We start from the raw sequence: 24481 nt of genomic DNA, 5'->3' as shown, positions 1-24481 counted from the left end.
GTCGATGACGGCCGGCGCTCAGAACACCACGATGGCGGACATCGCTACCGTCGATGCCGCCATCGTGGTGTGATGCACTCGGTGGAGCCAGGACCGCTCCGAGCGCAGTGCGATCGTCGAGAGCAGGATCGCTCCGAGTCCGAGAGCCACGCCGAGCACCTGCGGCATCCCTGCGCCCCCACCGTGCGAGTGCGTGGAAGAGACGGCCGCGTCGGAGACGTCGGTCCCGGGAATCGCCGCCATCAGCAGAATCAGCGCGACCGTCGAGACGAGTCCGAGTGCCAGGTGGGCCGACAGCGTGCCGCCTTCCCGCGCGCTCCGGTCTCCGAGCACAGCCGGCACCCGGCAGCGGATCGCGAGAACGATCGCGGCGGGGAGCATCACGGCGAACCACACGACGGGTGGCAGCAGCGCGACCGTCATGGCATCGCCCATGCCCGCCAGCATGAGCACGGCCGCCGCGATCTCGGGCGCGCCGACTCCACGCCGCATGCCGATCAACGACCCCGCACCGATCGTCGCCAGTGCCAAGGCGCCGAGGTGCAGGAGGTCGTTCATCGGATGGACGCGGGACGCACGTCGCTCAGGATGCCCACACGACGCCACTCGGCCTCGACGACATCGGCCGGCGCCGCAGCGGCGAAGGACAGAGCCCCCGTCGCGACGTCGAGAGCGACCGTGAGCTTCGTCTCCCAGCGGAGGTGCTCCGGCTGATCGGGCCGCGCGCGCACCGAGATCGGTGCGTCGGGGATGGCTCCGAACGCGAGGGCCCGTTCGCGATCATCCACGATCCGAGCGAGATCCGCGGCATCCGTCAGACACCGGTATCGAGGCACGCTCGTGGTCTCGTACGGCGAGTACTCACCGGCGGCGAGGGTCTCGTCGAGGAAGTGATTCGTGTGGGCCAAGGTGCGGCCGCGCGGAACAGGCAGCACCGCGACCCCCGCGGGGGAGACCTCGACGGCTGCGGCCTCGGCCGCCTGGCCGTCGAAGGCCGCGATGGTCAGGACGCTGGACGCTGCGAGCGGGACGCTCCGGGCGATCTCGACCGCGTCGGCGACCGTCGACGCACGGTCGAGGATCATGCGGGCGAGCACGTGCACCGGCACACCGGCCTGCGATCCGTCTGATCGGTGATGGAGGATGTTGAAGTGGAGTCCGAGGCCTCTGTCGTTCACGCCGATCTTCGCCGGCTGCCCGAACTCGCAGAAGGTCACGACACCGGCTCCGGATGCGGATCGCAGGCGCCGCACCACGGTCTCGTTCGACAGCGTCTCGTGCCAGTCCCAGGTCTGCAGAGTGCGGGGTGCACTCGCGTCATCGGGCACGTACACGACTGTCGAGCACTCCATCGACGGCGTCATGCGCGCCAGGATCTCGGTGCGAGCGGTCAGCAGATGCACGTCGGTCAGCGACAGGCCGCTGCCCTCGGCGATCCCGACGAACTCGTCGGCGATCTCGGCGGCGTGGGTCTCGGTCATCGCCCGGCACTCGTCGGCGACCGCTCGTGCGCGCTCGGCGGGAACACCGGATTGCGCGAAGAGTCTCAGGTACGAGTCGCGGGCAGCGGCCAGCTGAGGCGACCAGCGGGCACCGAACCGGCGTCCTTCCTCCTGCGGCTCGCCTGCCTCCGCAGACCACTCGTGGACGATCACCGGTCTCCTCCGATGCGCTCGACGAGTTCGGCGACGTCACCATAGGGGCAGCCGCGGGCACGGGATGCGGCGGCGACGCGCTCGCGCACCTCGAGGGGCTTGTCCTGACTGACCTTGAAGACCGCGCGCTGCTCGATGATCTCGAACCGGAACGACACGATCCCCCCGACGATGCGCTCGAACGTGGGCAGCGAGCTCTGCATGTCCCACGCCGTCTGCTCGAGGCTCTCGAGCTCCTCGACGGTTCGCGTGACGACATGCATGCCGTCGCTCGCCTCCTCGAGCACTGTCACCCTGGCCGTCAGGTGCACGGCCGCGTAGTCCCACGTCGGCACGTTGGGGTCGTCGGCGTAGGTCGTCGGCGACACGTAGTCGTGGGGGCCGGAGAACACCAGCAGCACCGAGTCGCCGTCGGTGATCTGCTGCCACTGCGGGTTCTTGCGTGCGATGTGGCCGAGCAGCTCTCCGCCGACGAAGCCGCCGTCCGTCGCCATCCGCTCGATGATCACCGGGGTGTGCGTGACCGTGGGTGCGCCGGCCGCGCCGCCGCCGTTCGTCACGATGAGCGCGAACGGGTGCCGGCGGACCAGCTCGTTGACCTCGTGCTGTGAGGGGGCGAGGTACTTCTCGAACTCGTACACGGTCAGCCCGCCGCGCAGAGGATCGCGTCCCACGCCGTCTCGCCCGCGAGGGTGGCGACGGCGGTGGAGTTCAGCGAGAGCCGGCCCCGGGACGTGCTGGGATTCTCGGGCAGCGCGACCTCGTCGGTCGTCAGCGCGAAGAGCGTGTCACCGTCGAGCGGGGTGTGGAAGGGCTGGATGCCGCGGTGCATCGAGCTGTGCACCTGCAGGCCGAACTGCTTGAGCTCGGTGTCGGTGAGCTGCACGTTCGTCACGACCGCGGTGATCGTCGTGTTGCCCGACATCGAGTCGACCAGTCGGGACTCCCCGATCGCCTCTTCGTAGTCCAGCGCCGGGTGCCGGCGCTCACCGGTGCTCGCGTCGTAGTTGCCGCGGATGATCCTGCCCGAGCGATCGAGGATCACTCCGTAGGGGTTGAGCACCGTCACGACGAGGACCTTCACATCACCCACCTGGCGGAACGCGACTCCCTGGCCGGTGAACTCCACTCGGGCGGGGTCGACCTTTCCGGATGATGCCGAGGCTCCGCCGCCGACGCGGCCGACTTCGACGACGCCCTGACGTGCGGCCTGCAGGGCGGCCTTGCCGAGCGCGGTGTCGGGGAAGACGGAGTTCTCGCGCACCGAGTAGTCGTAGATGATGGCGCCCGACACGAGCTGCAGCTGGTCGAAACCGGAGCGGTGCTCGGCGCGCTCGAACAGCGCCTCCGACACGCCCGCCACGGCGGAGAGGCCGTACACCGAGCCCCCGGCGAGGCAGATGGCGTGGTTGTATCCGTACAGGCCGCTGGCGCCGACGGCACCTCCGCGGCGGTCGGTGAACGTCCGAGCACCGGCCGGGATCGACAGCACCGTCGCTCCGGTCGGTCCTTCCGCGTACTCGGCCGTTCCGAGGAGCACGCCGGGGAAGTCGTACTCGACCTGCCCGCGATCGGTGCCGTGCACGGGAGAGAGAGCGTAGTCGCCGTTGGATCGGCGCGGCCCTGCGGCGAGGACGGGGGCGAGACGGTGGGTGTCGGTCACGATGAGAGCTCCTGGAACAGTTGACGCGAATAGGGATGGCTGGGCAGGTCGTAGAAGACCTCGGTCGGGGCGTGCTCGACGATCTCGCCGGCGCGCATCACCGCCACGTGATGGGAGATGTAGCGGACGGCCGCCAGATCGTGCGAGATGAACAGGGCGGCGAAGCCGTGCTCCGCCTGCAGATCCTGGATGAGGTTGAGGATCTGCGCCTGCACCGAGACGTCGAGCGCGCTGACGGCCTCGTCGAAGACGATGAAGGCGGGGTGGGTCACGAGCGCACGCGCCACGCTCACGCGCTGCAGCTGTCCTCCCGAGAGCTGGTGGGGCCGGCGAGCGGCGAACGAGGCCGGAAGGCCGACGCTCTCGAGCATCGCCAGGGCGCGCTCCTCAGTCGCCTGGGTGCGACGCTCGTGCACCAGCACGGGCTCGAGCACCGATGACAGCACGGTCGAGCGCGGGTCGAGCGCCCATCGAGGATGCTGCAGGACCGCCTGCATCCGCCCGGCGCGGGATCGCAGGCTCCGGGCGAGCGGCGCTCCTTGGAAACGCACAGCCCCGGAGTCGGGGTGCTGCAGTCCGAGCACCACGGTCCCTGTCGTCGTCTTGCCCGAGCCTGACTCGCCGACAAGGCCCAGCGTCTCACCCGGCGCCACCGAGAACGAGACACCGGACATCGCTCTGACCTCTCGCCTGCTCGCGCCGAAGCCCGATGTGAAGGCGACGCTGACGTCGTCGAGTTCTACGGTGGGGGTCGCGGAGGACGCACTCATGCCGACACCTCCTCTTCGGGGCTGAGTCCTGCGCGCCGATCCGCCAGCACGAGATCTTCGGTGCGGATGCAGAGGCTGTGCCGAGGCGACACGGGCTCGGGCCTGACGATCTCGCACGCATCGATCCGGTGAGCGCAGCGTGCGGCGAAGGCGCAGCCCTCCGCCTCGCCGTGCAGCACCGGCGGGGAGCCGGGGATGCTCGAGAGTCGCTCTCCGCGCTTCGCACGCGAGGGATCCGTCGCCGCGAGCGCTCGGGCGTACGGGTGAACCGGAGTGCCGAGCACCGCGGATGCCGGACCGCGTTCGACGACCCTGCCCGCATACATGACGGCGACCTCGTCGCACCAGCGCGCGACTGCCGGCAGGTCATGGCTGAGCCAGAGGATGGTCGTGCCCTGCTCCTTCGCCTGGGCGAACAGCAGCCGGATGACCTCTTCGCGCACCTGGCTGTCGAGCGCCGCGGTCGGCTCATCGGCGATCAGCAGCCGGGGGCGGCGGCACATCGCCATCGCGATGGCCACACGCTGGGCCATCCCGCCCGAGATCTGATGGGGGAAGAGCCGGATGACGCGCGCGGGATCGGCGATCTGCATGCCCTCCAGCAGCTCGACCTGGCGGCGGGGAGATCCGTCGTCGCCGACCGCGCTGAGCACGAGCTTCAGTTGGGCGCCGATGCGCATCGTCGGATCGAGCGAGCCGATCGGATCCTGCGCGATGTAGGCGAGGGTGTCGCGTCGGTAGCCGCGCAGCGCGTCGTCGTCGAGACCGAGCACGTCGATCCCGTCGACCTCGATCAGGCCGCTGACGATCTTCGCCGATCGCGGCTGCAGGCGGCCGATGACGGAGGCGAGCGTCGACTTGCCGGATCCCGACTCACCCACGATCGCGACCGAACTGCCGTCGGCGACGTCGAGGTCGACCCCGTCGAGGGCCCTGACAGTGGTGGTGCCCGTGAACTCCAGTGCCAGATCGCTGATGCGTACGGCGGTCATCGGAGGGACCTCGTCTCTCGCGGTTCGAATCGGTCACGGAGGCCGTCGCCGATGATGTTGATGCACAGGATCGAGACCACCAGCACGGCACCGGGGACGATCACGAGCTGGGGGGCCTGGGTCATGTACAGCATCCCCTGTTGGATGAGAAGGCCGAGGGATGCCTCAGGAGCCTGCACGCCGAAGCCGAGGAAGCTCAGTCCTCCCTCGACGAGGATCGCGACGGAGAGCGCGTAGCTCGCCTGTACCGCGATGGTCCCTGCGATGTTCGGCAGCAGCCGGCGGACGAAGATCACCGGGGTCCGGACTCCGCTGATGCGAGCGGACACGATGAAGTCCCGCTCGGCCACGGCCCGGGTCGCGATGCGCACCACGCGGGTCATGAGAGGGATGGTGATGACGACGATGCTGATGATCGCCGCCGGCCGGCCGGGCCCGAGGAGGGCGGAGACGAGGATGGCGAGCACGAGAGCGGGGAACGCGTAGAGCACGTCGGCGACGCGCATAACCGCCTCGTTCACCGCCCCGCCGTAGTAGCCGGCGAGCATTCCGAGCACGGTGCTGACCACCGCAGAGCAGACCACGGCGACGATCGACACGACGAGGGTGGTCGCCGTGCCCTGGAAGAGGCGGGGGAGGAGCGAGCGTCCGAGGTTGTCGGTGCCGAACGGCGCGAGCGCCGACGGGCCCTCGAGCCTGCCGCCGACCGTCGCGGTCGTCGACCCGGCGAGGCCGGTGAGCACGGCGATCACGGTGATCACGACGACGAGACCGAGCACGACGATCGCGGTGCGCAGCACGGCATCGCTGCGACGCCAGGCGCCGCGCGTCGCGTCGCCCGCCGCGCGGACGCGGTGCGTGGCTGTGGGGGCGATGGTCATCGGCGGCTCCCTCCGGTCAGGCGCAGACGGGGGTCCAGCGCGTTGGCGATGAGGTCGACGAGCAGGCTCGCGACGATGAACACGATGGCGGCGAGCAGCACCGCGCTCTGGACGATCGCGTAGTCGCGCCGCCCGAGAGCCGTCTGCAGGTACGAGCCCATGCCCGGGATGTTGAACACGAACTCGACGATCACGGTGCCGCCGAGGAGGACGGCGATCAGGGCGCCGACGATCGTCAGGATGGGGGCTGCCGCGTTGCGGAGCACGTGGTGACGGATGATGAACCAGGGGGTCTCGCCTCGTGCCACGGCAGCCTGCACATGCGGTTCGACGAGGACGTTCATGACGGCATCCCTGGTGTTCCTCGCGACGACGGCGACACAACCGACGGCGAGGACCGTGACCGGCAGCACGAGCGCCCCGAAGAAGCGCGCAGGGTCGACGGCGAACGGCGCGAACCGGCCGACCGAGACGCCGAGCCCGAGGGTCGAGACGGCGAAGACCACGACGCCCGCGAGCAGGAACTCGGGGATGCTGATGCCGAGCGCACTGACGATCCGGCCGACGGCACCGGCCGAACCCTCCGATCGCAGGGCGGCGAAGAAGCCGAGCGGGATGCCGACGAGCAGGGTGACGACGATCGTCAGCAGTGCGATCGTCGCGGTGACGGGAAGGCGTGCGGCGAACTCGTCGGTGACCGACACGTTCGAGACGAACGAGTAGCCGAGGTCACCGGTGAGAACGCCGAACAGCCAGTGGAAGTACTGCGCGACCACCGGGTCGTCGAGCCCGGACTCGGCCACCGCCTGGGCCCGCTGCGCCTCGGTGGCGAGCGGACCCAGGACGAGGTCGATGTAGTCGCCCGGCATGAGACGGACGGACGCGAAGATCAGCACCGAGACGACGACGAGCGTCACCAGTGCGGCGCCGATGCGCCGGAGCGACCACAGAGCGACGGCCATGTCAGCTGGCGCGGAACTGGGTGATGTACCGCAGGAAGTTGCCGTAGCCCTCGTCGCTGCTGAGCGTCGGCGACAGCGACTCGGTGTTCCATCCGATCGTGGACGGACGCAGCACCAGCGGCACCATCTCGCTCTGCTCGTCGGCGACGGCGCAGAGGTTCTCGAACACGGCGGCCCGGTCGGCCCCCGGCTCGGTCGAGTATCCGTCGGCGATCAGCCCGTCGAGTTCGTCGGAACCCTTCATGAAGACGGCCGAGAAGCCGGCGACCTCGGGGTTCCACCAGGTCGTGACCATCGCAGGGTCTGCGTAGCCGGCGAACCAGCTCAGCGCGAGGTCGAAGGTCGCGGGGTCGCCGTACACCTGATCGGAGTAGGTGGCGTAGTCGACCTGCTGGATGTCGACGGTCACGCCGATCTCGGCGAGGTTCTGTTGCATGACCTGCGCGATCTGGGCGAGCACCGGCTCGTCGGTGTACACGACGAGGTCGAGTTCGAGGCCGCCGACCTCGTCGATCACGGCTTTCGCCGCGGCGACGTCGTGTGCGGCCGAGGGGAGGTCGGCGGCGAGGCACGAGTCGGGAAGACCGGCGGGGGTGACGCCGGTGGCCGCGGTCGAGCCGCCGAATGCGAGCTCGTTGATCGCATCACGATCGATCGCGCTGTTGATGGCGAAGCGCACGTCCTCATCCTGCAGCGCCTCATCGCCCGTGAGGGAGTTGATCATCAGGTAGTGGAAGTCGGTGTTCTTCTGTCCGACGACGCTGACCTCCTGCGCGTTCGCGAGGAGCTCCGCCGAGTCGATGGAGTTGAGCACCGCGAAGTCGGCCGATCCGTCGCGGAGGGCTGCGGCCCTGGTGGCCTCATCGCCGACGATGTCGATCGTCAGCGTCGAGAAGCCCAGCGACGCGGCGTCGGGGTGGTGTTCGTTCGGCTCGAACGTCCACTCCTCATCCTGTCGGTGCGCGGTCGCGACCAGGGGGCCGGTGCCGACCATCTCGGTCGTGATGTCGATCTCGCCCGCCTCGATCTCGGCCATCGGCAGGACGGCGGCGGGGGTGTTCGCCAGCGCGGCGAGGAACGGTGCGTAGGGCTCAGACAGGGTGACCGTGACCTCGAGATCGCCGGTCTCCTCGATCGAGGCGATCGGGCCGAGCTGACCCGTCCACGTGGTCGGGGTGTCGATGAGACGCTGCAGACTGCCCGCGACATCGGCAGCCGTCATGGCACGGCCGTTCGAGAACACCGCGTCATCGGCGAGTGTGAAGACGTACTCGGTGTCGCTCGGCGTCTCCCACGATGTGGCGAGAGACGGTGCGACGTCGAGGTTCTCATCGATCGTGGTGAGGGTCTCGTACGACAGCCCCTCCAGCATCCACGAGCGTGCGGTCGCCGCACCCTGCGGGTCGAGACCGCCGGCCTCTGCGGTGTCGTAGTCGACCTGGACGACGAGGTCGCCACCGCCGTCGAATGCGTCGTCGGCGACGGCGAGGAAGCCGGGTGCCGCTTCGTCCTGTGTCGGTTCTGTGTCTGGTGAGGCGCCGGCGGCGCATCCGGTGAGTGCGAGGACGGCGATGGCGGACATCGCCACCCCCGCGCGAGCTGCTGTGTGCATGTCGGTGTTTCCCTTCGGGATGCCGGACGACGGCTGATCAGCCGTGGTGCGACGACGGGCGGACAGAGAGGTGATGCAGGTGGTGCTCGGAGTGCGCAGTGCCTGTGTCCTCGTGAGCGCAGGCGCATGCGGTGGGGGAGGCCGGGACGTCGAGGGTCGGGTTCCGGTCGAAGAAGTCGTGGGGTCTGAGGGTGAACCCGCACGTGTCGACGGGCATGATCGGCCAGTCCTCGGTGCGGGGGAAATGCGTGAGGCCGAACGTATGCCAGAGCACCAGGTCGGCGCCGTCGAGCGGGGCGTCGTCGGCGACGAACGCGGGAAGTCCCTGCTCGGGCGCGCTCTGATTGACGACGTCGCCGGCGGGGTAGCGCTCGTCAGGGTCGTAGGCGGTGACCCACAGGTCTGACGTCGCGAACCGTGCACGCGACGCGATCACCGATTCGGGCTGCGCCAGCAGCACGGGCTTGCCTTCAGGGGCCAGCACATAGGAGGTCGGTCGGCCGAGACGGTTCTTCGCGGTCGCGCTGCTCACGCGCCAGGTGCGATCGACCGTCGAGTTGGCACGACGGCGTCCTTCCTGCTCGCTGTGCAGGCGGGTGGTCGTGAAGCCGATCGCGCTGCCGTGCACGTTGTCGTCGTCGATCGGCAGGGCTCCGACATCGATCTCGTCGATCACGGCAGGGCCGTCGTCGACCGCCATGTCGAGGCGGGCGCAGAACAGGTGCTGGTGATAGGGGGCGGCAAGGCCCGGCGCCAGCTCGCTCGCGAACCGGCTGGTGCGCTCGTCGTAGGCGGCGGTGAAGACGAGGCCCGTGGCCTTGGCCTCGAACTCGATCTTGCCGTCGAGATAGAGGTACCAGTAGAAGCCGTAGTCGTAGTTGCCGACGGTGACGAAGAACGAGATGACCAGGCGGCGCTGCCGTCGAACGTCGCTCGAACCGGTGAACTGCTCGGTGTGCTTCCAGAGCACCCCGGCGTCCTCCTCGTGGATGCAGATCGCGTTGGGCAGGACCTTGACCTCTCCGCGTGCATCGGAGATCGGCACGTCGAGGTAGGTGATGTCGCCGACGCAGTCGCAGCCGAGCTCGAGCGAGTTCACCAGTCGTCCGAGCTGGTATTCGCCGGTGTCGAAGTAGTTCTGCCAGAAGCGCACCGGGCCCGGGTCTCCGTAGGGCACGAGCATCTCGGCGATCGAGGCGCGGTGCACGATCGGACGCACTCGCCCGTCGTCCTCGAAGCCGATGCCGTGCAGGATGAGACCCTCGCGCATGTCGTAGCCGATGCGCAGCGACCACTTCTCCCACGAGATCACGTCGCCGTCGAACGAGAAGCTCGGTCCTTCCGGCTGCGTGATGACGATCGGCTTCTGCGTCGTGCGCTCGGGGCCGAAGGTTCCTGGCACGTGGTAATCGGCGGTCTCCTGTGGGATCGGCATCACCCCCGTGTCGATGACGTCGACGACGGTTCGGCTCGCGAGATCGACGTACGCGACGAGACCGTCGATCGGGTGCGCCCAGGGCATGGTCTGCGGGGTCGGCTGGTGGTGCCCGAGCACGCGTGCGAGCCGGCGACCGCTCTCGCCCTCGATCGGGTAGCGGCCCGCCGACAGGCCGGCGAGCGCCACGGTGCTCGGGTCGTCGATTCCTCGAGCCGAGAGCGCGGTGGCCCAGCGCGGGTCGGCGCCGATGAGCTCGCGGATGATCGCGTGCTCCTCCTGGAGCAGCGGCACCTGGCCGTCGATCTCGGGGTCGATGTCGACGTCCTTCACGAGCGTGCCGGAGCCGAGATCCACCGAGAGCGCCCGAGCCCGTCCGCTGTCGACGTCGAGGAGCTGCACGCGAGCGCGGCGGGGGACGGATCGGCCGGCGGTGACCTCTGCACGGTCGGGCTCGTCGAGTCCGATGTAGGCGATGCGGTGCTCGTCGCCGAGTGCGCCTTCAGTGCGGAGGATCTCTGCGGCGCGCTGCAGCTCGTCCGCCGAGAGCGTCGCGTACGGCGCACCGGACTCATCGCCGAGGCGGCGCGAGCGCTGGACGTGGTCGGACGAGGAACAGCTGCAGTTCATGGAGTCTCCATCGGAAGTCGGTGCCGGAACGTCTGCGTGCCGGAACGTTCCGGCAAAAGTATGCGAAAAGCGTGTTACGGCGCAAGACCCGATGTGTTTCGAGTGGATTACGGCTTGCTCCGTGTGGCTAGACTCGGCCGCATGCAAGAGCCACGACGCGCCAGATTGATCGATGTCGCTCGGCGCGCGGGGGTCGGAAAGACCACGGCGTCCGACGCGCTCAGCGGCGGCGGTCGCGTGTCGTCGGCCACTCGGGAGGCCGTGCTGACGGCGGCAGCCGAGCTCGGGTACTCGGTCAACACGGCGGCGCGACACCTCCGCGGCGGCGCGATCGGCACCATCGGGATCGTGCTCCCCGAGGTCGTGTCCCGGTCGTCGTACTACACGGCGTTCACCTTCGGAATCGTCACGAGCGCGGCGGCCCACGACATCGACGTGACCATCGTGAGCCCGTCGGCGTCGTCCGGCCGTTCCCGGCCCATCCGGGCGGACGGGTTGATCATCGGCGACCCGGTGTCGGGAGACCCCGGGCTCCCGTCGCTCATGGCCTCCGGCATCCCGATCGTCACCCAGGAGCACCTGCCCGACGACATCGAGGGGGTTCCCGACGGCGTCATCTGGTCATCGCACGAGGCGGCGATGCTCCGGCTCCTCGACGAGATCGACGTCACTCGGGCGCAGCATCCCGCGTTGCTGGTCGCCCCGGATGCGACGGACTGGTCGCGCCAGCTGGTCTCGGGCTATCGGAGGGGATGCGCGGCGCGCGGCCTCGATCCGGTCATCGCGCCGATCTCGTTCGAGGCGCCGTGGCACGCGGTGCGCGAGTCGACCGAACGGCTGCTGCAGACGAATCCCGACACCGACGTGATCATCTGCGGTCCGGACTCGAGTGCGATCGAGGTCGTCGCCGTGCTCGGGCGCCTGGGTCGCACGGTCGGCGAGGACATCACGGTCGTCTCGTGCGTCGATCATCCGTCGCTGCCGTTCCTGACTCCGTCGATCACCTCGATCGATCTGCGCCCCCGCGACTCGGGGGTGGCCTGCGCCGAGCTGCTCATCGACCTGCTCGACGGCCGGGTGGCATCCGGCACCGATGTGGAGTTCCCGATCACGGTCGTCGCTCGCGAGTCCACCTCGCAGGCGCTGCGGGTGCGCCGGTGAGCGCGCCGCTCGACGGGATCGTCGTCGCGGACTTCTCCCGCGTGCTCGCGGGGCCGCTGGCGACCATGACCCTCGCCGATCTCGGGGCGCGGGTCGTCAAGGTCGAGAGGCCCGGCACGGGCGACGACACGAGGGCGTGGGGCCCGCCCTATGCCGAATCCGGGATCACGACGTATTTCGAATCCGCCAACCGCGGCAAGGAGTCCGTGGCTCTCGACCTCACCGATCCGGACGATGTGGCGCGCGCTCGCGAATTGATCGCGAGAAGCGATGTGGTCATCGAGAACTTCCGACCGGGGCTCTTCGCGAAACTCGGGTTCGACTGGGACTCTCTCGCCGCCGAGCATCCCGGTCTCGTCTACGTCTCGGTCAGCGGCTTCGGGCTGGGGGACGGCGCTGCGCTCCCCGGATACGACTTCGTCGCCCAGGCGGTCGGCGGCCTCATGCACATCACCGGCGAGACCGGCGGCGATGCCATGAAGGCCGGCGTCGCCCTGGTCGACGTGCTGACCGGCAAGGACGCGGTGATCGGCATCCTCGCGGCCCTCCGCAGGCGCGAGCTGACGGGGCGCGGCTCGAGGATCGACGTCAACCTGCTGTCGAGCCTGCAGGCGGCGCTGGTCAACCAGATGTCGGCGCACCTCGGAGCGGGTACCGAGCCCGGAAGGCTGGGCAACCGGCATCCGTCGATCGCTCCCTACGAATCGCTGCGATGCGCCGATGCGCCGATCGCTGTCGCCTGCGGCAACGACGCACAGTTCGCCCGGATGACCGCGGAACTCGGATGCCCGCAGCTCGCCGCCGATCCGCGGTTCCTGCGAAACCCCGACCGCGTCGCGCATCGCGAGGAACTCGTCGTCGCGCTCGAGTCCGCGCTGGCTGCGGACACGGCGGCGGCGTGGGCTGCGAGGCTGAATCGCATCGGCGTGGCCGCCGGCGTCGTCAACTCGATCGGCGACGGGATCGCGCTCGCCGAGGAGCTCGGGCTCGAGCCCGTGTGGGACGCCGTCGGCGAGGACGGGCGTCGGTCGAGGCAGATCCGCTCACCGCTCACCTGGTCTCCGGCGATCCCGGTGACGGCGTCGGCACCCCCACGGCTCGGCGAGCATGACGAGTCCGTGCGGGCCTGGTTGGACGCCGATCGCTAGAGTCCGCCATCGCGGAGTGCGAGCCACAGTTCGGCCGCGACATCCGGGTCATCGAGCGAGGCGTCGAGCATCCTCTCGGCTGTGGTGATCCTCGGCCGGATGGTGTTCCGGTGCACGCCGAGTTCCCGTGCCGTCCGCTCGGCCTGATGACGGTTGCGCAGGTACGCGATGACCGTGCGCCGCAGTTCCGGCTCGGTGTGCGCCAGCAGGTCGGCCCAGCGGCGTGAGCGCGAATCCGGATCGGTGCGGGCTCCTGCGCCGGGATCGGCGCGGTGGAGGGCGACGACTCGGGCTGCCGCGGCAGCGACGTCTTCCAGTCCGACGGGCGCGCTGAGGACTCCGGAATCGGGCGTCGCGTCTGCCTCGGCGGAGAGCAGGGTGAGGTGCACGCCCGCATGCGGGGCCCCGGCGCCGAATCCTCCGTCGACGGTCGCACGGACCCCGGCCAGGACGCGGAAGAGCATCGGCATCTCGATGCCGGAGGCGCCGGCGAGGGCGCGGGCCGCTGCGGGTTCGCCGCGAATCGCGAGCTCAGCGATCCATTCCTCGGGCGTCGGGCCTCCTCGCTCGTGCGCGCTCAGCAGCCGCAGCAATGCGGTGGCGGTGAGGGCGAGTTGGCGATCCGAGCTGCCGAAAGGTCTGCCCGCGCCGAGCGCGAGCGCACCGCGGGTGCGTTCGCCGTCTGTCACCGCATGGGCGACGACCGTCGAACCGTGCGAGACGAACGAGGCCGCCTCGACGCCGGAGCGCAGCAGCGACCTCTCCACGTCTGCGCGCACGGAGGGCAGCATCCCCTCGAGCGACGGGGGGTGCAGGATGTCCGTCGAGCCGCCAGGGCCGATCGGCAGCCACGCGACCCATCCGCCGATGGCCTGCGCCATCACCCGCACGACCGCGGTGATCGGATCAGGCCCGGCCGCGGCCTGCACGAGACGGGTGTGGGCATGCGCGGTGCGCATCGCCTCCTCCTGGCCGCCGCGGCCCGCGAGCGACCAGAACGCTCGGGAGACGTCGAGGAACGGGACGCCGTCCGGCACTTCGAAGATCGGTATGCCGGTCGCGCGGCAGCGCTCCACCAGCGCGTGCGGCGCGTGCTCCCACCCCTCGCCGAGACCGATCCCGATCGCGCCGATGCCCTGATCGGCGAGTCTGTCGACGTAGGCCTCGGCCGAGTGGGAGTGCAACGGGATGCCGGTGGTGAGCAGCAGTTCGCCGCCGTCGAGATAGCGACCGGGGTCGTCGAGCTCCGAGACATGCACCCCGGTGATGCTGCGTGCGGCGTCGAACGGTGCGAGCGGGCGCAGCGAAGGCCCCGATGCGAGAGCGAGTTCACCCAGCGAGACCATGCCGCCATTGTGCAGTACGCACAGGGTGGGTATCAAGACTGGGCGAAGTGTTGCCTCTGTCGCCTCCGGCGCGATCTAGCGTCGTCCTCATGACCTCCGCTCCGCATCTGATCACCGAGATCCCCGGGCCGCGATCGCGCGAGCTCCACGCTCAGCGCACCGCCGCCGTCGCCTCCGGTTTCGGAATCACCCTTCCCGTCTTCATCGCGCGCGCCGGCACCTCGACGCTCGAGGACGTCGACGGCAACACGCTCATCGATCTCGCCTCTGGCATCGCCGTCACCAGCGTCGGTGCGGCGAATCCTCGAGTGCGCGAGAACGTCGCCGCCCAGCTCGACCTCTTCACCCACACCTGCTTCATGGTGACCGAGTACGAAGGGTTCGTGCGGGTGGCCGAATGGCTCAACGCCCACGTGCCCGGCGACTTCGACAAGCGCACCGCCCTGTTCAGCACGGGTGCCGAAGCCGTCGAGAACGCGGTGAAGATCGCCCGGGCGCACACCGGCCGACCGGGGGTGCTCGTGATCGACGAGGCCTACCACGGCCGTTCCCTGCTGACCATGGCGATGACCGCCAAGGAGCACCCGTACAAGACCACGTTCGGCCCCTTCCCGAACGATGTCGTGCGGGGGCCGAACGCCAACCCGCTGCGTGGCGAGGGCGCCGATGCCGCACTCGCCGAGATCGAGCGGATCATCATCGAGCACGGCGCCGACCATTTCGCCGCGCTCGTCGTCGAGCCCATCCAGGGCGAGGGCGGATTCATCGTCCCCGCCGAAGGGTTCCTTCCGGGGCTTCGCCGGATCGCGGACGCGCACGGGATCGTGCTCGTCATCGACGAGATCCAGAGCGGCCTCGGTCGCACAGGTCGCCTCTTCGCGAGCGAGCACGAGGGGGTCGCGGGCGACATCACGCTCACGGCCAAAGCCCTCGGTGGCGGGCTGCCGCTGAGCGCTGTCACGGGCCGCGCCGAGATCATGGACGCCGCGCACACGGGCGGCCTCGGCGGCACGTACGCGGGAAACCCCCTCGCCTGCGCCGCGGCGCTCGCCGTCTTCGACGTGCTGGATGACCCCGAACTGCTGCCGGGCGTGGCGCGCATCGAACAGAGCATCCGGGCCCACCTCGAGCCGCTTCTCGCCGAGTTCCCGGTGATCGCCGAGGTGCGAGGGCGAGGAGCGATGATGGCCCTCGAGTTCGCCGACCCCGACACGCTCGCGCCGCGCGCCGACCTCGCTCAGCGCGTCACCGCCGCCTGCCACGCCGCGGGCGTGCTCACGCTGACCTGCGGCACGCACGGTAACGTCATCCGCCTGCTCCCACCGCTCGTTATCGAGCCGGCCGTGCTCGAGACCGGGCTCGAGATCCTCAGCCGTTCCATCCGCTCCATCGCCGCCGAGGAGGCCGCAGCATGACCGAAGTTCCCGACCTGCTCGACTTCGACGAGATGCTCAGCGACGACGAACGGGCGACGCGCGACCGTGTGCGTGCCTTCGTCGACGCCCGCATCCGTCCCCACATCGCCGACTGGTACGACCGCGCGATCTTCCCGACCGAGCTCGTGCCGGAGATGGCGGAGCTCGGACTGCTCGGCATGCATCTCTCGGGATACGGCTGCGCCGGTCGAAGCGCCGTCGAGTACGGACTCGCCGCGATGGAGCTCGAAGCGGGCGACTCGGGTCTGCGCACGTTCGTGTCGGTACAGGGATCGCTGGCGATGAGCGCGATCCACAAGCACGGCAGCGAGGAGCAGAAGCAGGAGTGGCTGCCGCGCATGGCACGCGGCGAGGTCATCGGATGCTTCGGGCTCACCGAGCCCAACTCCGGATCCGATCCGTCGAGCATGACCACGTTCGCGCGTCGCGACGGCGACGGGTGGGTGATCAACGGAGCGAAGCGGTGGATCGGTCTCGCCTCGATCGCGCAGGTCGCGATCATCTGGGCGCAGACGGATGACGGCGTTCGCGGCTTCATCGTGCCCACCGATTCCGACGGGTTCGTCGCGACGCCGATCGCGCCGAAGCTCTCGATGCGCGCATCGATCCAGTGCGACATCACGCTCACCGACGTGCGCCTGCCTGCGACCGCGCAGTTGCCGGAGGCACGCGGCCTCAGGGCCCCGTTCTCATGTCTGAACGAGGCACGGTACGGCATCGGCTGGGGTGTCATCGGCGCTGCTCGCGACAGCTACGCCACGGCACTGTCGTACTCCCGCACCCGCATCCAGTTCAACCAGCCGATCGCCGCGTTCCAGCTCACCCAGCAGAAGCTCGTCGACATGGCCGTCGAGATCGAGAAGGCCCAGCTGCTCGCTCTGCGCCTGGGCAGGCTGAAGGATGCGGGAAAGCTCGCGCCGCATCAGATCTCGGTCGCCAAGCTCAGCAACACCAGAGCGGCCATCGCGATCGCCCGCGAGGCGCGGACCGTCCTCGGGGGCAACGGGGTGTCCGGCGACTACTCACCACTGCGTCACGCCGCCAACCTCGAGTCCGTCCGCACGTACGAGGGCACCGACGAGGTGCACACGCTCGTGCTGGGGGCCCACATCACCGGCTTCTCCGCCTTCCGCAGCACCATCACCGAGGGAGCATCATGACCGTCATCGCCCTGCGCCACTTCATCGACGGATCCTGGGTCGAGGGCGGGGGAGAACCCCTCGTCGACGTCAATCCGAGCCGACCGTCCGACGTCGTCGCCGAGGGGCCGGGAGCGTCGGATGCCGATGTCGACCGCGCCTATGTGGCGGCCCGCGCGGCGTTCGACGGCTGGCGTCGCACACCGGCACGCGCACGCGCCGGCATCCTGCTTCGCGCAGCCGACATCATCGAGGCGCATCGCGAGGAGTGGGGGAGGGAGCTGGCCCGCGAAGAGGGCAAGACGCTCGTCGAGGCGATCGCCGAGACCGGGCATTCCGCGAACATCCTCCGCTTCCACGCGCAGGAGGTCGACCGCCAGAGCGGCGGCGTCTTCGAGTCCCCGACGCCGGGCGAGCGCATCCTCGTGATCCGGCGGGCCGTGGGGGTCGTCGGGGCGATCACGCCGTTCAACTTCCCGATCTCGATTCCGGCGTGGAAGCTCGCTCCCGCCCTCGTCTGGGGCAACACGGTGGTCTGGAAGCCCGCGACGTTCGTGCCCGTGCTCGCGATGCGATTCGCGGAGGCGCTCGAGCAGGCGGGACTGCCTCGGGGCGTATTGAACCTCGTGAACGGAACGGCCGCCGTAGGAGAGGCGATCGTCTCGCATCCGGATGTCGACGCGGTGACCTTCACGGGCTCCACGAAGGTCGGCAGGATCATCGCCGCGCAGCTGGCCGCCCGCGGCGTGCCGTTCCAGGGCGAGCTCGGCGGCAAGAACGCGTCGCTCGTGCTCGCCGATGCCGACCTCGACGTCGCCGTCGAGCAGGTGGCGATCGGAGCGTTCCGTGCCGCCGGACAGAAGTGCACCGCCACGTCTCGGGTGATCGTGCACGACGCGGTCGCCGACGAGTTCCTGCGTCGGCTCGCGGCACGCACCGAGCGGATGGTCGTGGGCGACGCCCAGGATCAGGCGGTCGAGGTCGGGCCCGTCGTCGATGCCGCCGCGCGGGACCGCGTCGCGGCCGCCATCGCGCGCGCTCGAATCTCGGCGACAGCGGTGGTCGCTCCGGAACCGTATGGGCCCGGGGCCCTCGACGACGGCTACTTCATCGCGCCGTCGGTGTTCGAGCTGAACGAGGACGACCCTGGCGAGCTGTGGACGGAGGAGCTGTTCGGCCCCGTGATCGGAGTGCGCAGGGTCTCGAGCACCGAAGCGGGGATCGCGCTCGTCAACGACAGCGAATACGGCCTCTCGACCGCCGTCTTCACGACCGGTCTCGCGGACGCGCTCAGCGCGATCGAGGACATCAGGGCGGGTGTCGTGCACATCAACTCGGCGTCGGCCGGTGCCGATCTGCACGTGCCGTTCGGCGGCAGCGGTGCGAGTGCGCTCGGGCCGAAGGAGCAGGGGGCCGCGGCCCGGGAGTTCTTCACCGAGACGGCCACGGTCTATCTGAAGGGCTGATCCGGCGGCCGCCGAGGCACTCACTGCGATGTCCGATTTCCGCCAGTCGGGGTCGGTGGCGCGTGACAGAGTGGAGGCATGAGCTTCCCCGTGACCGACTTCGACGAGCGGTATCGCGCCATCAGCGCGCGCGACACCCGCTTCGACGGCCAGTTCGTGACCGCGGTGCGCTCGACCGGCATCTACTGCCGTCCGAGCTGCCCCGCGCGCACGCCCAAGCCGCAGAACGTCACCTTCTACCCGACCAGCGCTGCCGCCCACGAAGCGGGCTTCCGCGCCTGCAAGCGCTGCCTCCCTGAGGCGGCCCCCGGGTCACCCGCGTGGGATCTGCGCAGCGACGTCGCTGCTCGGGCGATGCGCCTGATCTCCTCGGGCGTCGTCGAGCGCGAGGGGGTGTCCGGCCTCGCCATGCGCCTCGGATACTCGACACGGCACCTCACTCGGCTGCTGTCGACCGAGCTCGGCGCGGGTCCGCTCGCTCTCGCCCGCGCACACCGTGCTCACACCGCGCGGATGCTGCTCGTCGGCACCGAGATGCCCGTCTCCGACGTCGCCTTCTCGGCCGGATTCGCGAGCATCCGGCAGTGCAACGACACGATCCGCGAGGTCTTCGGGCTGACCCCGGGTGAGCTCAGGGCTCGGCGGCGGATGCCGGCATCCGCCGCCCCTGGGTCGATCGACCTCGTCCTGCCGTACCGGGGGCCGCTCGACGCATCCGGGGTGTTCCAGTGGATGGCCGCGCGAGCGGTGTCGGGGGTCGAAGAGGCGACGGTGACGTCGTTCTCGCGGCATCTGCGGATGGCCGGCGGTCCCGCCTGGTTCGAGGTGCGGCAGGAGCCCTCCGCACGCCTGCATCTGCGCGCACGTGTGACGCAGCTCGGAGACCTCGCCCCGCTCGTCTCCACCGCGCGACGCATCTTCGATCTCGACGCCGACCCGCTCGCTGTCGATGAGGCGCTGAGCTCGCATCCCGAGATCGCTCCTCTCGTCGCCCGCACGCCAGGCATCCGTGTGCCCGGGGCTGCGGATCCGCACGAGATGCTGATCCGCGCCATGATCGGCCAGCAGATCACCGTCGTCGCCGCACGGACTGCGCTCACGGCTCTCACCGACGCGTTGGGGGAGCGGACCGAGCACGGGCTGCTGTTCCCCACGATGTCCGCGATCGCCGAGCACGGCGCCGAGGTGCTCCGAGGCCCTGGTGCGCGCATCCGCGCGATCGTCGGGGCAGCATCCGCCCTCGCCGAGGGGTCGCTCCCGCTCACGGTCGGAGACGATGGGGTCGAGCAGCGGGCGGCGCTCCTCGCGATGCCCGGCATCGGCCCGTGGACGGCCGATTACGTACGGATGCGCGTGCTCGGCAACCCCGACATCCTGCTCCCCGGTGATGTCGCGCTGCGCGCGGGGGCTGCGGCGTCGGGCCTCCCCGGCGATCCGATGCCGTTGGTGGCCTGGGCCGAGCGCGTCGCTCCGTGGCGCAGCTACCTCAGTGCACACCTCTGGCGCGCAGCGCCGCCGCGACCGACGCGAGCATCCACCATCAAGAGCGCGACCGCCGTCGCGACTGCCGTTTCGAAGGAGAAGCCATGATCGCCCTCATCCAGACCCTCGACACCCCCGACGGCCCCTTCACGATCCTCGCCGACGATCGCCAGCGCGTGCTCGCCTCCGGGTGGACGAGCGACCAGGCAGCCATCGTCGGGCGTCTCTCGGTAGCCGCGCGCCCGGCGGAGGTCAGCGAGAGCGAGACCGAGGCGGCTGCTGCGGTCCGCGCCTTCTACGAGGGAGACCTGTCGGCGATCGACGCGGTCGGGGTGACGCAGACCGGTACGCCTCTGCAGCTGGCCGGATGGTCGGCGTTGCGGGAGATCGAGCCGGGGGAGCCGCTGACCTACACGTCGTTCGCGGCACGCCTCGGAAATCCTCGTGCGGTGCGGGCCGCGGCCTCGATCTGCGCGCGCAACGCCCCGGCTCTCTTCGTGCCATGCCATCGCGTGCTGCGCTCCGACGGCACGCTCGGCGGGTTTGCCTGGGGCCTCGGCGTGAAGGCGAGTCTGCTGGCGCGCGAAGCAGGAGTTCGCTGAATCGGGAATCTCTCTTGCGGTCAGCTGGTTCACAGGAATAGGCTGGTGGGCTGTCGCACCGACCGGACGACATAGCCGAGCCCCTGAGGAGGACACCATGACATCGATCGCCGCTGCGCAGATCGCCGCTCTCGGCTCGACCCCGGTGCGCCCGCTCCGCTAGAGCCCTTTCCGCACGCACGACTGCACCGGACGCCGGACTCCGAGAGTCCGTTCGCGCGTCCGCCCCCTTCAGCAACCGCTTCCCCATACGAAACTCGTCTGAGAGACATGTCTTCCTCGCCTTCATCGCAGAACGCCTCACCGTCCTCCACGCTCTCCACTCCCGCGGCACTGTGGCGCCTCAAGCCCTTCGTCAAGCCGGTCATCTGGCGGCTCGCCGGAGGCGCCGCCAGCGCTCTCGTCGCCGCGATCATCGCCCTGATGATCCCGATCGTGCTCGAGCAGATCATCCGCGGACCCGTTCAGGCGGGTGCGCTCGAAGGCATCGCCTGGGGTGCGCTCGCCGTCTTCGGCCTCGCCCTCGGTGAGGCTCTGATGGTGTGGTTGCGTCGTCAGTTCGTGCTCAACCCGGCGACGCAGGTCGAGTACAAGATGCGCACCGAGCTGTACTCGCGCCTGCAGACGCTCCCGGTCTCGTTCCACGACCGCTGGCAGTCGGGTCAGCTGCTGAGCCGAATGATGCAGGACATCGGCCTCATCCGCCGGTGGCTCGCGTTCGGCCTCGTGCTGCTCGTGGTCAACATCCTCACGATCGTGATCGGCTCGGTGCTGCTGTTCCGCTGGCACTGGCTGCTGGGCGTCATCTTCATCGTGACCGCGATCCCGCTGTGGATCCGCGGCTACCTGTTCGAGAAGCGCTACGGGGCGCTCACGCGTCGCAGCCAGGACCAGGCCGGCGACCTCGCGACCAGCGTCGAGGAGAGCGTGCACGGCATCCGCGTGCTCAAGGCGTTCGGTCGCGGCAAGCACGCGCTCAGCCGCTTCAGCCGCCAGGCCGAGACGCTGCGAGAGACCGAGATGAGCAAGGCCGGCGCGATCGCGTCGATCTGGTTCTGGCTCGACCTGATGCCGCAGATCGCCTTCGGTCTGAGTCTGATGTCGGGCATCTGGCTGATCTCGCAGGGCGAGATCGACCAGGCGCAGCTGTTCGCGTTCTTCGCGATGGCGGTCGTGCTGCGGTGGCCGATCGAGTCGATCGGATTCCTGTTCTCGTTCATGCTCGACGCGCGCACGGCGACCGACCGTGTGTTCGACATCTACTCGGAGACGAACTCGATCACCGACCCCGAGAACCCCGTGCACATCGCGGAGCCCCGTGGTGAGCTCGCGTTCGAGGGAGCGCACTTCCGCTACCAGGATGCGGGAGCGCACGAGCGCGATCTGCTCGACGGCATCGACCTGGTGCTGCGCCCCGGCGAGACCATGGCGCTCGTCGGCCTCACCGGCAGCGGCAAGACCACGCTGACCACCCTGCCCACGCGTCTGTACGACGTCACCGGCGGCCGTGTCACGCTCGACGGCGTCGACGTGCGCGACCTGCCGCTCGCCGAGCTGCGTCAGCACATCGCCATGGCCTTCGAGGACGCGACGCTGTTCTCGGCGACCGTGCGTGAGAACGTGCTGCTCGGACGAGCTGACCTCGACGTGCACAGCGACGAGGCCGAGCGGGTGCTGCGCGAAGCTCTCGACGTCGCCCAGGCGGCATTCGTGGACTCGCTCCCCGACGGCGTCGAGACGATCATCGGCGAAGAGGGACTCAGCCTCTCCGGCGGTCAGCGTCAGCGTCTGGCGCTCGCTCGCGCCGTCGCGGCCAACCCCAAGGTCCTCGTCCTCGACGACCCGCTGTCTGCGCTCGACGTCGACACCGAGGCGCTCGTCGAAGAGGCGCTGCGTCACGTGCTGGCCGACACCACGGCCATGATCGTGGCCCACCGCCCGTCGACCGTGGCCCTCGCCGACCGCGTGGCGCTGCTCGAAGCGGGCCGCGTCACGGCCGTCGGCACCCACTCCGAGCTGCTCAAGACGAGCCGCCACTACCGCCACGTCATCTCGAGCCTCGAGGCGGAGGAAGCCGCGCGTACCGGAGCGATCCCGATCATCCGCGAGGAGGACGACGAGATCGACGAGGTCGAGGCCGTAGTCCGCGACGGGATCCGCGAGGAATCCGCCGACGAAGACATCATCACCGAGAAGGAGGTGCAGCGATGAGCTCCGCCATCACCGGAACGCAGGACGAAGACCGCTCCCGCTACACCAAGGAGGAGAGCAGGGCGATCCGTCGCCGGTCGCTGCACCTGCTGGGCTCGCTCGTCCAGCCGCTGAAGCCGAGGATCGCGCTCGCCGCGGTCGTGCTGGTGATCTCGACCGCACTGCAGGTGGCCGGGCCGATCCTGATCAGCATCGGCCTCGACCGTGCGCTGCCCGCCGTGCTCGAGCGCGCCGACTGGATGCCGACCTTCATGATCGGCGGCGTCTACCTGCTCGCGGGTGCCGTCGCAGCGGCGATGATCGCCTGGTACGTGATCATCGCGGCCAAGCTCACGCAGGCCGTGCTGCTGGACCTGCGCAAGAGGATCTTCCTGCACACCCAGCGCCTGAGCCTGGAGTTCCACGAGTCGTACACCTCGGGGCGCATCATCTCGCGACAGACGAGCGACCTCGACTCGATCAGGGAGCTCCTCGACGGCGGTCTCAACGAGCTCGTCTCCGGCGTGCTGTTCGGGCTCTTCACCTTCATCGCCCTGTGCGTGTGGGATTGGCAGTCGGGACTCATCCTCGCGATCGGCGGCGTTCCGCTGTTCTTCCTGATGCGCTGGTTCTACTCGCGTTCGCAGCTGGTCTACCGCGAGTCCCGCGTGATCAGCGCGAAGGTGATCGTGCAGTTCGTCGAGACCATGACGGGCATCCGTGCGGTCAAGGCGTTCCGCAAGGAGCCGCGCAACGACGTCGCGTTCCAGAAGATCGCGGGGGAGTACCGCGATGTCAACCGTCGCTCGATGCTGCTGTTCGGCACGTTCGAGCCCGGGCTGATGGGTGTCGCAGCCCTCGTCCTCGGCATCGTCGTGCTGTGGGGAGGCATCCGGGTGTCCGAGGGTGCCCTCACGGTCGGTGTGCTGCTGTCGGCGGTGCTGTACGTGCGCAACTTCTTCGCACCGATGCAGGAGATCGCGATGTTCCTGAACTCCTACCAGTCGGCCACCGCGGCCTTGGAGAAGGTGTCGGGTGTGCTCGAGGAGGTGCCGACGGTTCCGGACCCCGAGAAGCCGGTCGACCTCTGGGAGTCTCGCGGGCACATCGAGTTCAACGAGGTGACGTTCGGATACAACGGCGAGAAGACGATCCTGCCGAACTTCTCGCTCGACATCCCCGCGGGGCAGACGATCGCCCTCGTCGGCACCACCGGCGCGGGCAAGTCGACGCTGGCGAAGCTGATCTCGCGTTTCTACGACCCCTCGATCGGAAAGGTGACGCTCGACGGCGTCGACCTGCGCAACCTGCATCCGAAGGATCTCCGCCGCGCGATCGTCATGGTGACGCAGGAGGCCTACCTGTTCAGCGGCACGGTCGCCGACAACATCGCCCTCGGAAAGCCCGACGCCTCGCTCGACGAGATCAGGGCGGCGGCCCGCGCGGTGGGTGCCGACGAGTTCATCTCGTCGCTGCCCGACGGCTACGGCACCGACGTGAACAAGCGCGGCGGTCGCGTCTCGGCGGGTCAGCGTCAGCTGATCTCGTTCGCCCGCGCCTTCCTCGCCGACCCCGCGGTGCTGATCCTCGACGAGGCCACGGCGTCGCTCGACATCCCGTCGGAGCGCCTGATCCAGGATGCTCTGCAGACACTGCTGAAAGACCGCACGGCGATCATCATCGCGCACCGCCTGTCGACGGTCGCGATCGCCGATCGGGTGCTGGTGATGGAGCACGGGGAGATCATCGAGGACGACACCCCCGAGACGCTGATCAGCGGCACGGGCAAGTTCGCCCAGCTGCACGCCGCCTGGCAGCAGACGCTGGTGTGAACGGGACGGGCCTGCGAGCTCGTGCCTGATATCGAGGCCGCGACCGTTCACCGGTCGCGGCCTCGGTCATTCTTCGGCG

General features: G+C 69.4%; 20 protein-coding genes. 9 read left to right on the top strand and 11 right to left on the bottom strand.

The window, feature by feature from the left end; genetic code table 11:
• Window positions 1-18 precede the first annotated feature (18 nt).
• Genes ASF80_RS06645 through ASF80_RS06600 form a run of 10 tightly spaced genes read right to left on the bottom strand, consistent with a single transcriptional unit; the run spans window position 19 to window position 10600 of the window.
• A complete protein-coding gene (locus tag ASF80_RS06645; protein ID WP_056309098.1) occupies window positions 19-558 on the bottom strand; it encodes a hypothetical protein in 540 nt (179 codons plus the stop codon).
• Window positions 555-1655: a C45 family autoproteolytic acyltransferase/hydolase gene (locus ASF80_RS06640; RefSeq protein ID WP_056309096.1), complete on the bottom strand. Its 1101-nt coding sequence runs from the start codon at window positions 1653-1655 to the stop codon at window positions 555-557. The genes ASF80_RS06645 and ASF80_RS06640 overlap by 4 nt, the downstream gene beginning before the upstream one ends.
• Window positions 1652-2329, bottom strand: a complete 678-nt coding sequence (locus ASF80_RS06635; protein WP_056309093.1) for an FMN-binding negative transcriptional regulator — start codon at window positions 2327-2329, stop codon at window positions 1652-1654. The genes ASF80_RS06640 and ASF80_RS06635 overlap by 4 nt, the downstream gene beginning before the upstream one ends.
• Window positions 2299-3318 (bottom strand): P1 family peptidase, encoded by a 1020-nt coding sequence (locus ASF80_RS06630; RefSeq protein WP_235559902.1) that lies wholly within the window; start codon window positions 3316-3318, stop codon window positions 2299-2301. Before ASF80_RS06630 ends, ASF80_RS06635 begins: the two co-directional genes overlap by 31 nt.
• Complete coding sequence (locus tag ASF80_RS06625) at window positions 3315-4088, bottom strand: ATP-binding cassette domain-containing protein (protein ID WP_056309089.1); 774 nt, start codon at window positions 4086-4088, stop codon at window positions 3315-3317. The genes ASF80_RS06630 and ASF80_RS06625 overlap by 4 nt, the downstream gene beginning before the upstream one ends.
• Window positions 4085-5080, bottom strand: coding sequence for an ABC transporter ATP-binding protein (locus ASF80_RS06620; protein ID WP_056309086.1), 996 nt, complete (start codon window positions 5078-5080; stop codon window positions 4085-4087). The genes ASF80_RS06625 and ASF80_RS06620 overlap by 4 nt, the downstream gene beginning before the upstream one ends.
• Window positions 5077-5961 carry an ABC transporter permease gene (locus ASF80_RS06615; protein ID WP_056309084.1) on the bottom strand — a complete coding sequence of 295 codons (885 nt, stop codon included), beginning with the start codon at window positions 5959-5961 and terminating at the stop codon, window positions 5077-5079. The genes ASF80_RS06620 and ASF80_RS06615 overlap by 4 nt, the downstream gene beginning before the upstream one ends.
• Window positions 5958-6923, bottom strand: a complete 966-nt coding sequence (locus ASF80_RS06610) for an ABC transporter permease (RefSeq protein WP_056309081.1) — start codon at window positions 6921-6923, stop codon at window positions 5958-5960. Before ASF80_RS06610 ends, ASF80_RS06615 begins: the two co-directional genes overlap by 4 nt.
• 1 nt (window position 6924) lies before the next feature.
• The gene (locus tag ASF80_RS06605) at window positions 6925-8535 is read right to left on the bottom strand and encodes an ABC transporter substrate-binding protein (protein ID WP_056309079.1); all 1611 of its coding nucleotides are present in this window, start codon (window positions 8533-8535) and stop codon (window positions 6925-6927) included.
• A gap of 37 nt (window positions 8536-8572) precedes the next feature.
• Entirely contained in the window at window positions 8573-10600 is a 2028-nt protein-coding gene (locus ASF80_RS06600) for a primary-amine oxidase (protein ID WP_056309077.1), read from the bottom strand.
• Between the two features lie 141 nt (window positions 10601-10741).
• On the opposite strand from ASF80_RS06600, the gene ASF80_RS06595 reads away from it, so the two are divergent.
• A complete protein-coding gene (locus ASF80_RS06595; protein WP_162239113.1) occupies window positions 10742-11761 on the top strand; it encodes a LacI family DNA-binding transcriptional regulator in 1020 nt (339 codons plus the stop codon).
• The gene (locus tag ASF80_RS06590; protein WP_235559901.1) at window positions 11758-12909 is read left to right on the top strand and encodes a CaiB/BaiF CoA transferase family protein; all 1152 of its coding nucleotides are present in this window, start codon (window positions 11758-11760) and stop codon (window positions 12907-12909) included. The genes ASF80_RS06595 and ASF80_RS06590 overlap by 4 nt, the downstream gene beginning before the upstream one ends.
• Here ASF80_RS06590 and ASF80_RS06585 read toward each other — a convergent pair.
• On the bottom strand, window positions 12906-14255 hold the full coding sequence (locus tag ASF80_RS06585; RefSeq protein ID WP_056309074.1) for a PucR family transcriptional regulator: 1350 nt from the start codon (window positions 14253-14255) through the stop codon (window positions 12906-12908). The genes ASF80_RS06590 and ASF80_RS06585 overlap by 4 nt on opposite strands.
• An 89-nt stretch (window positions 14256-14344) precedes the next feature.
• Here ASF80_RS06585 and gabT point away from each other — a divergent pair, with 89 nt between their 5' ends.
• From gabT to ASF80_RS06550, 7 genes are all read left to right on the top strand, one after another.
• Window positions 14345-15670: a 4-aminobutyrate--2-oxoglutarate transaminase gene (gene gabT, locus ASF80_RS06580; RefSeq protein ID WP_056309073.1), complete on the top strand. Its 1326-nt coding sequence runs from the start codon at window positions 14345-14347 to the stop codon at window positions 15668-15670.
• Window positions 15667-16851: an acyl-CoA dehydrogenase family protein gene (locus ASF80_RS06575; RefSeq protein WP_056309071.1), complete on the top strand. Its 1185-nt coding sequence runs from the start codon at window positions 15667-15669 to the stop codon at window positions 16849-16851. Before gabT ends, ASF80_RS06575 begins: the two co-directional genes overlap by 4 nt.
• A complete protein-coding gene (locus ASF80_RS06570) occupies window positions 16848-18296 on the top strand; it encodes an aldehyde dehydrogenase family protein (RefSeq protein ID WP_056309069.1) in 1449 nt (482 codons plus the stop codon). The genes ASF80_RS06575 and ASF80_RS06570 overlap by 4 nt, the downstream gene beginning before the upstream one ends.
• A 78-nt stretch (window positions 18297-18374) precedes the next feature.
• On the top strand, window positions 18375-19886 hold the full coding sequence (locus tag ASF80_RS06565; RefSeq protein ID WP_056309067.1) for a DNA-3-methyladenine glycosylase 2 family protein: 1512 nt from the start codon (window positions 18375-18377) through the stop codon (window positions 19884-19886).
• Window positions 19883-20380 carry a methylated-DNA--[protein]-cysteine S-methyltransferase gene (locus ASF80_RS06560; protein ID WP_056309065.1) on the top strand — a complete coding sequence of 166 codons (498 nt, stop codon included), beginning with the start codon at window positions 19883-19885 and terminating at the stop codon, window positions 20378-20380. The genes ASF80_RS06565 and ASF80_RS06560 overlap by 4 nt, the downstream gene beginning before the upstream one ends.
• Before the next feature lie 270 nt (window positions 20381-20650).
• The gene (locus ASF80_RS06555; RefSeq protein WP_056309063.1) at window positions 20651-22591 is read left to right on the top strand and encodes an ABC transporter ATP-binding protein; all 1941 of its coding nucleotides are present in this window, start codon (window positions 20651-20653) and stop codon (window positions 22589-22591) included.
• Entirely contained in the window at window positions 22588-24402 is a 1815-nt protein-coding gene (locus ASF80_RS06550; RefSeq protein WP_056309062.1) for an ABC transporter ATP-binding protein, read from the top strand. Before ASF80_RS06555 ends, ASF80_RS06550 begins: the two co-directional genes overlap by 4 nt.
• The last annotated feature ends 79 nt before the right edge of the window (window positions 24403-24481 follow it).

This window comes from Microbacterium sp. Leaf159 (assembly GCF_001423615.1).
GTDB lineage: Bacteria > Actinomycetota > Actinomycetes > Actinomycetales > Microbacteriaceae > Microbacterium.
Note: the sequence above shows the minus strand (reverse complement) of the source record. Positions and strands in the feature narration are given on the sequence as shown.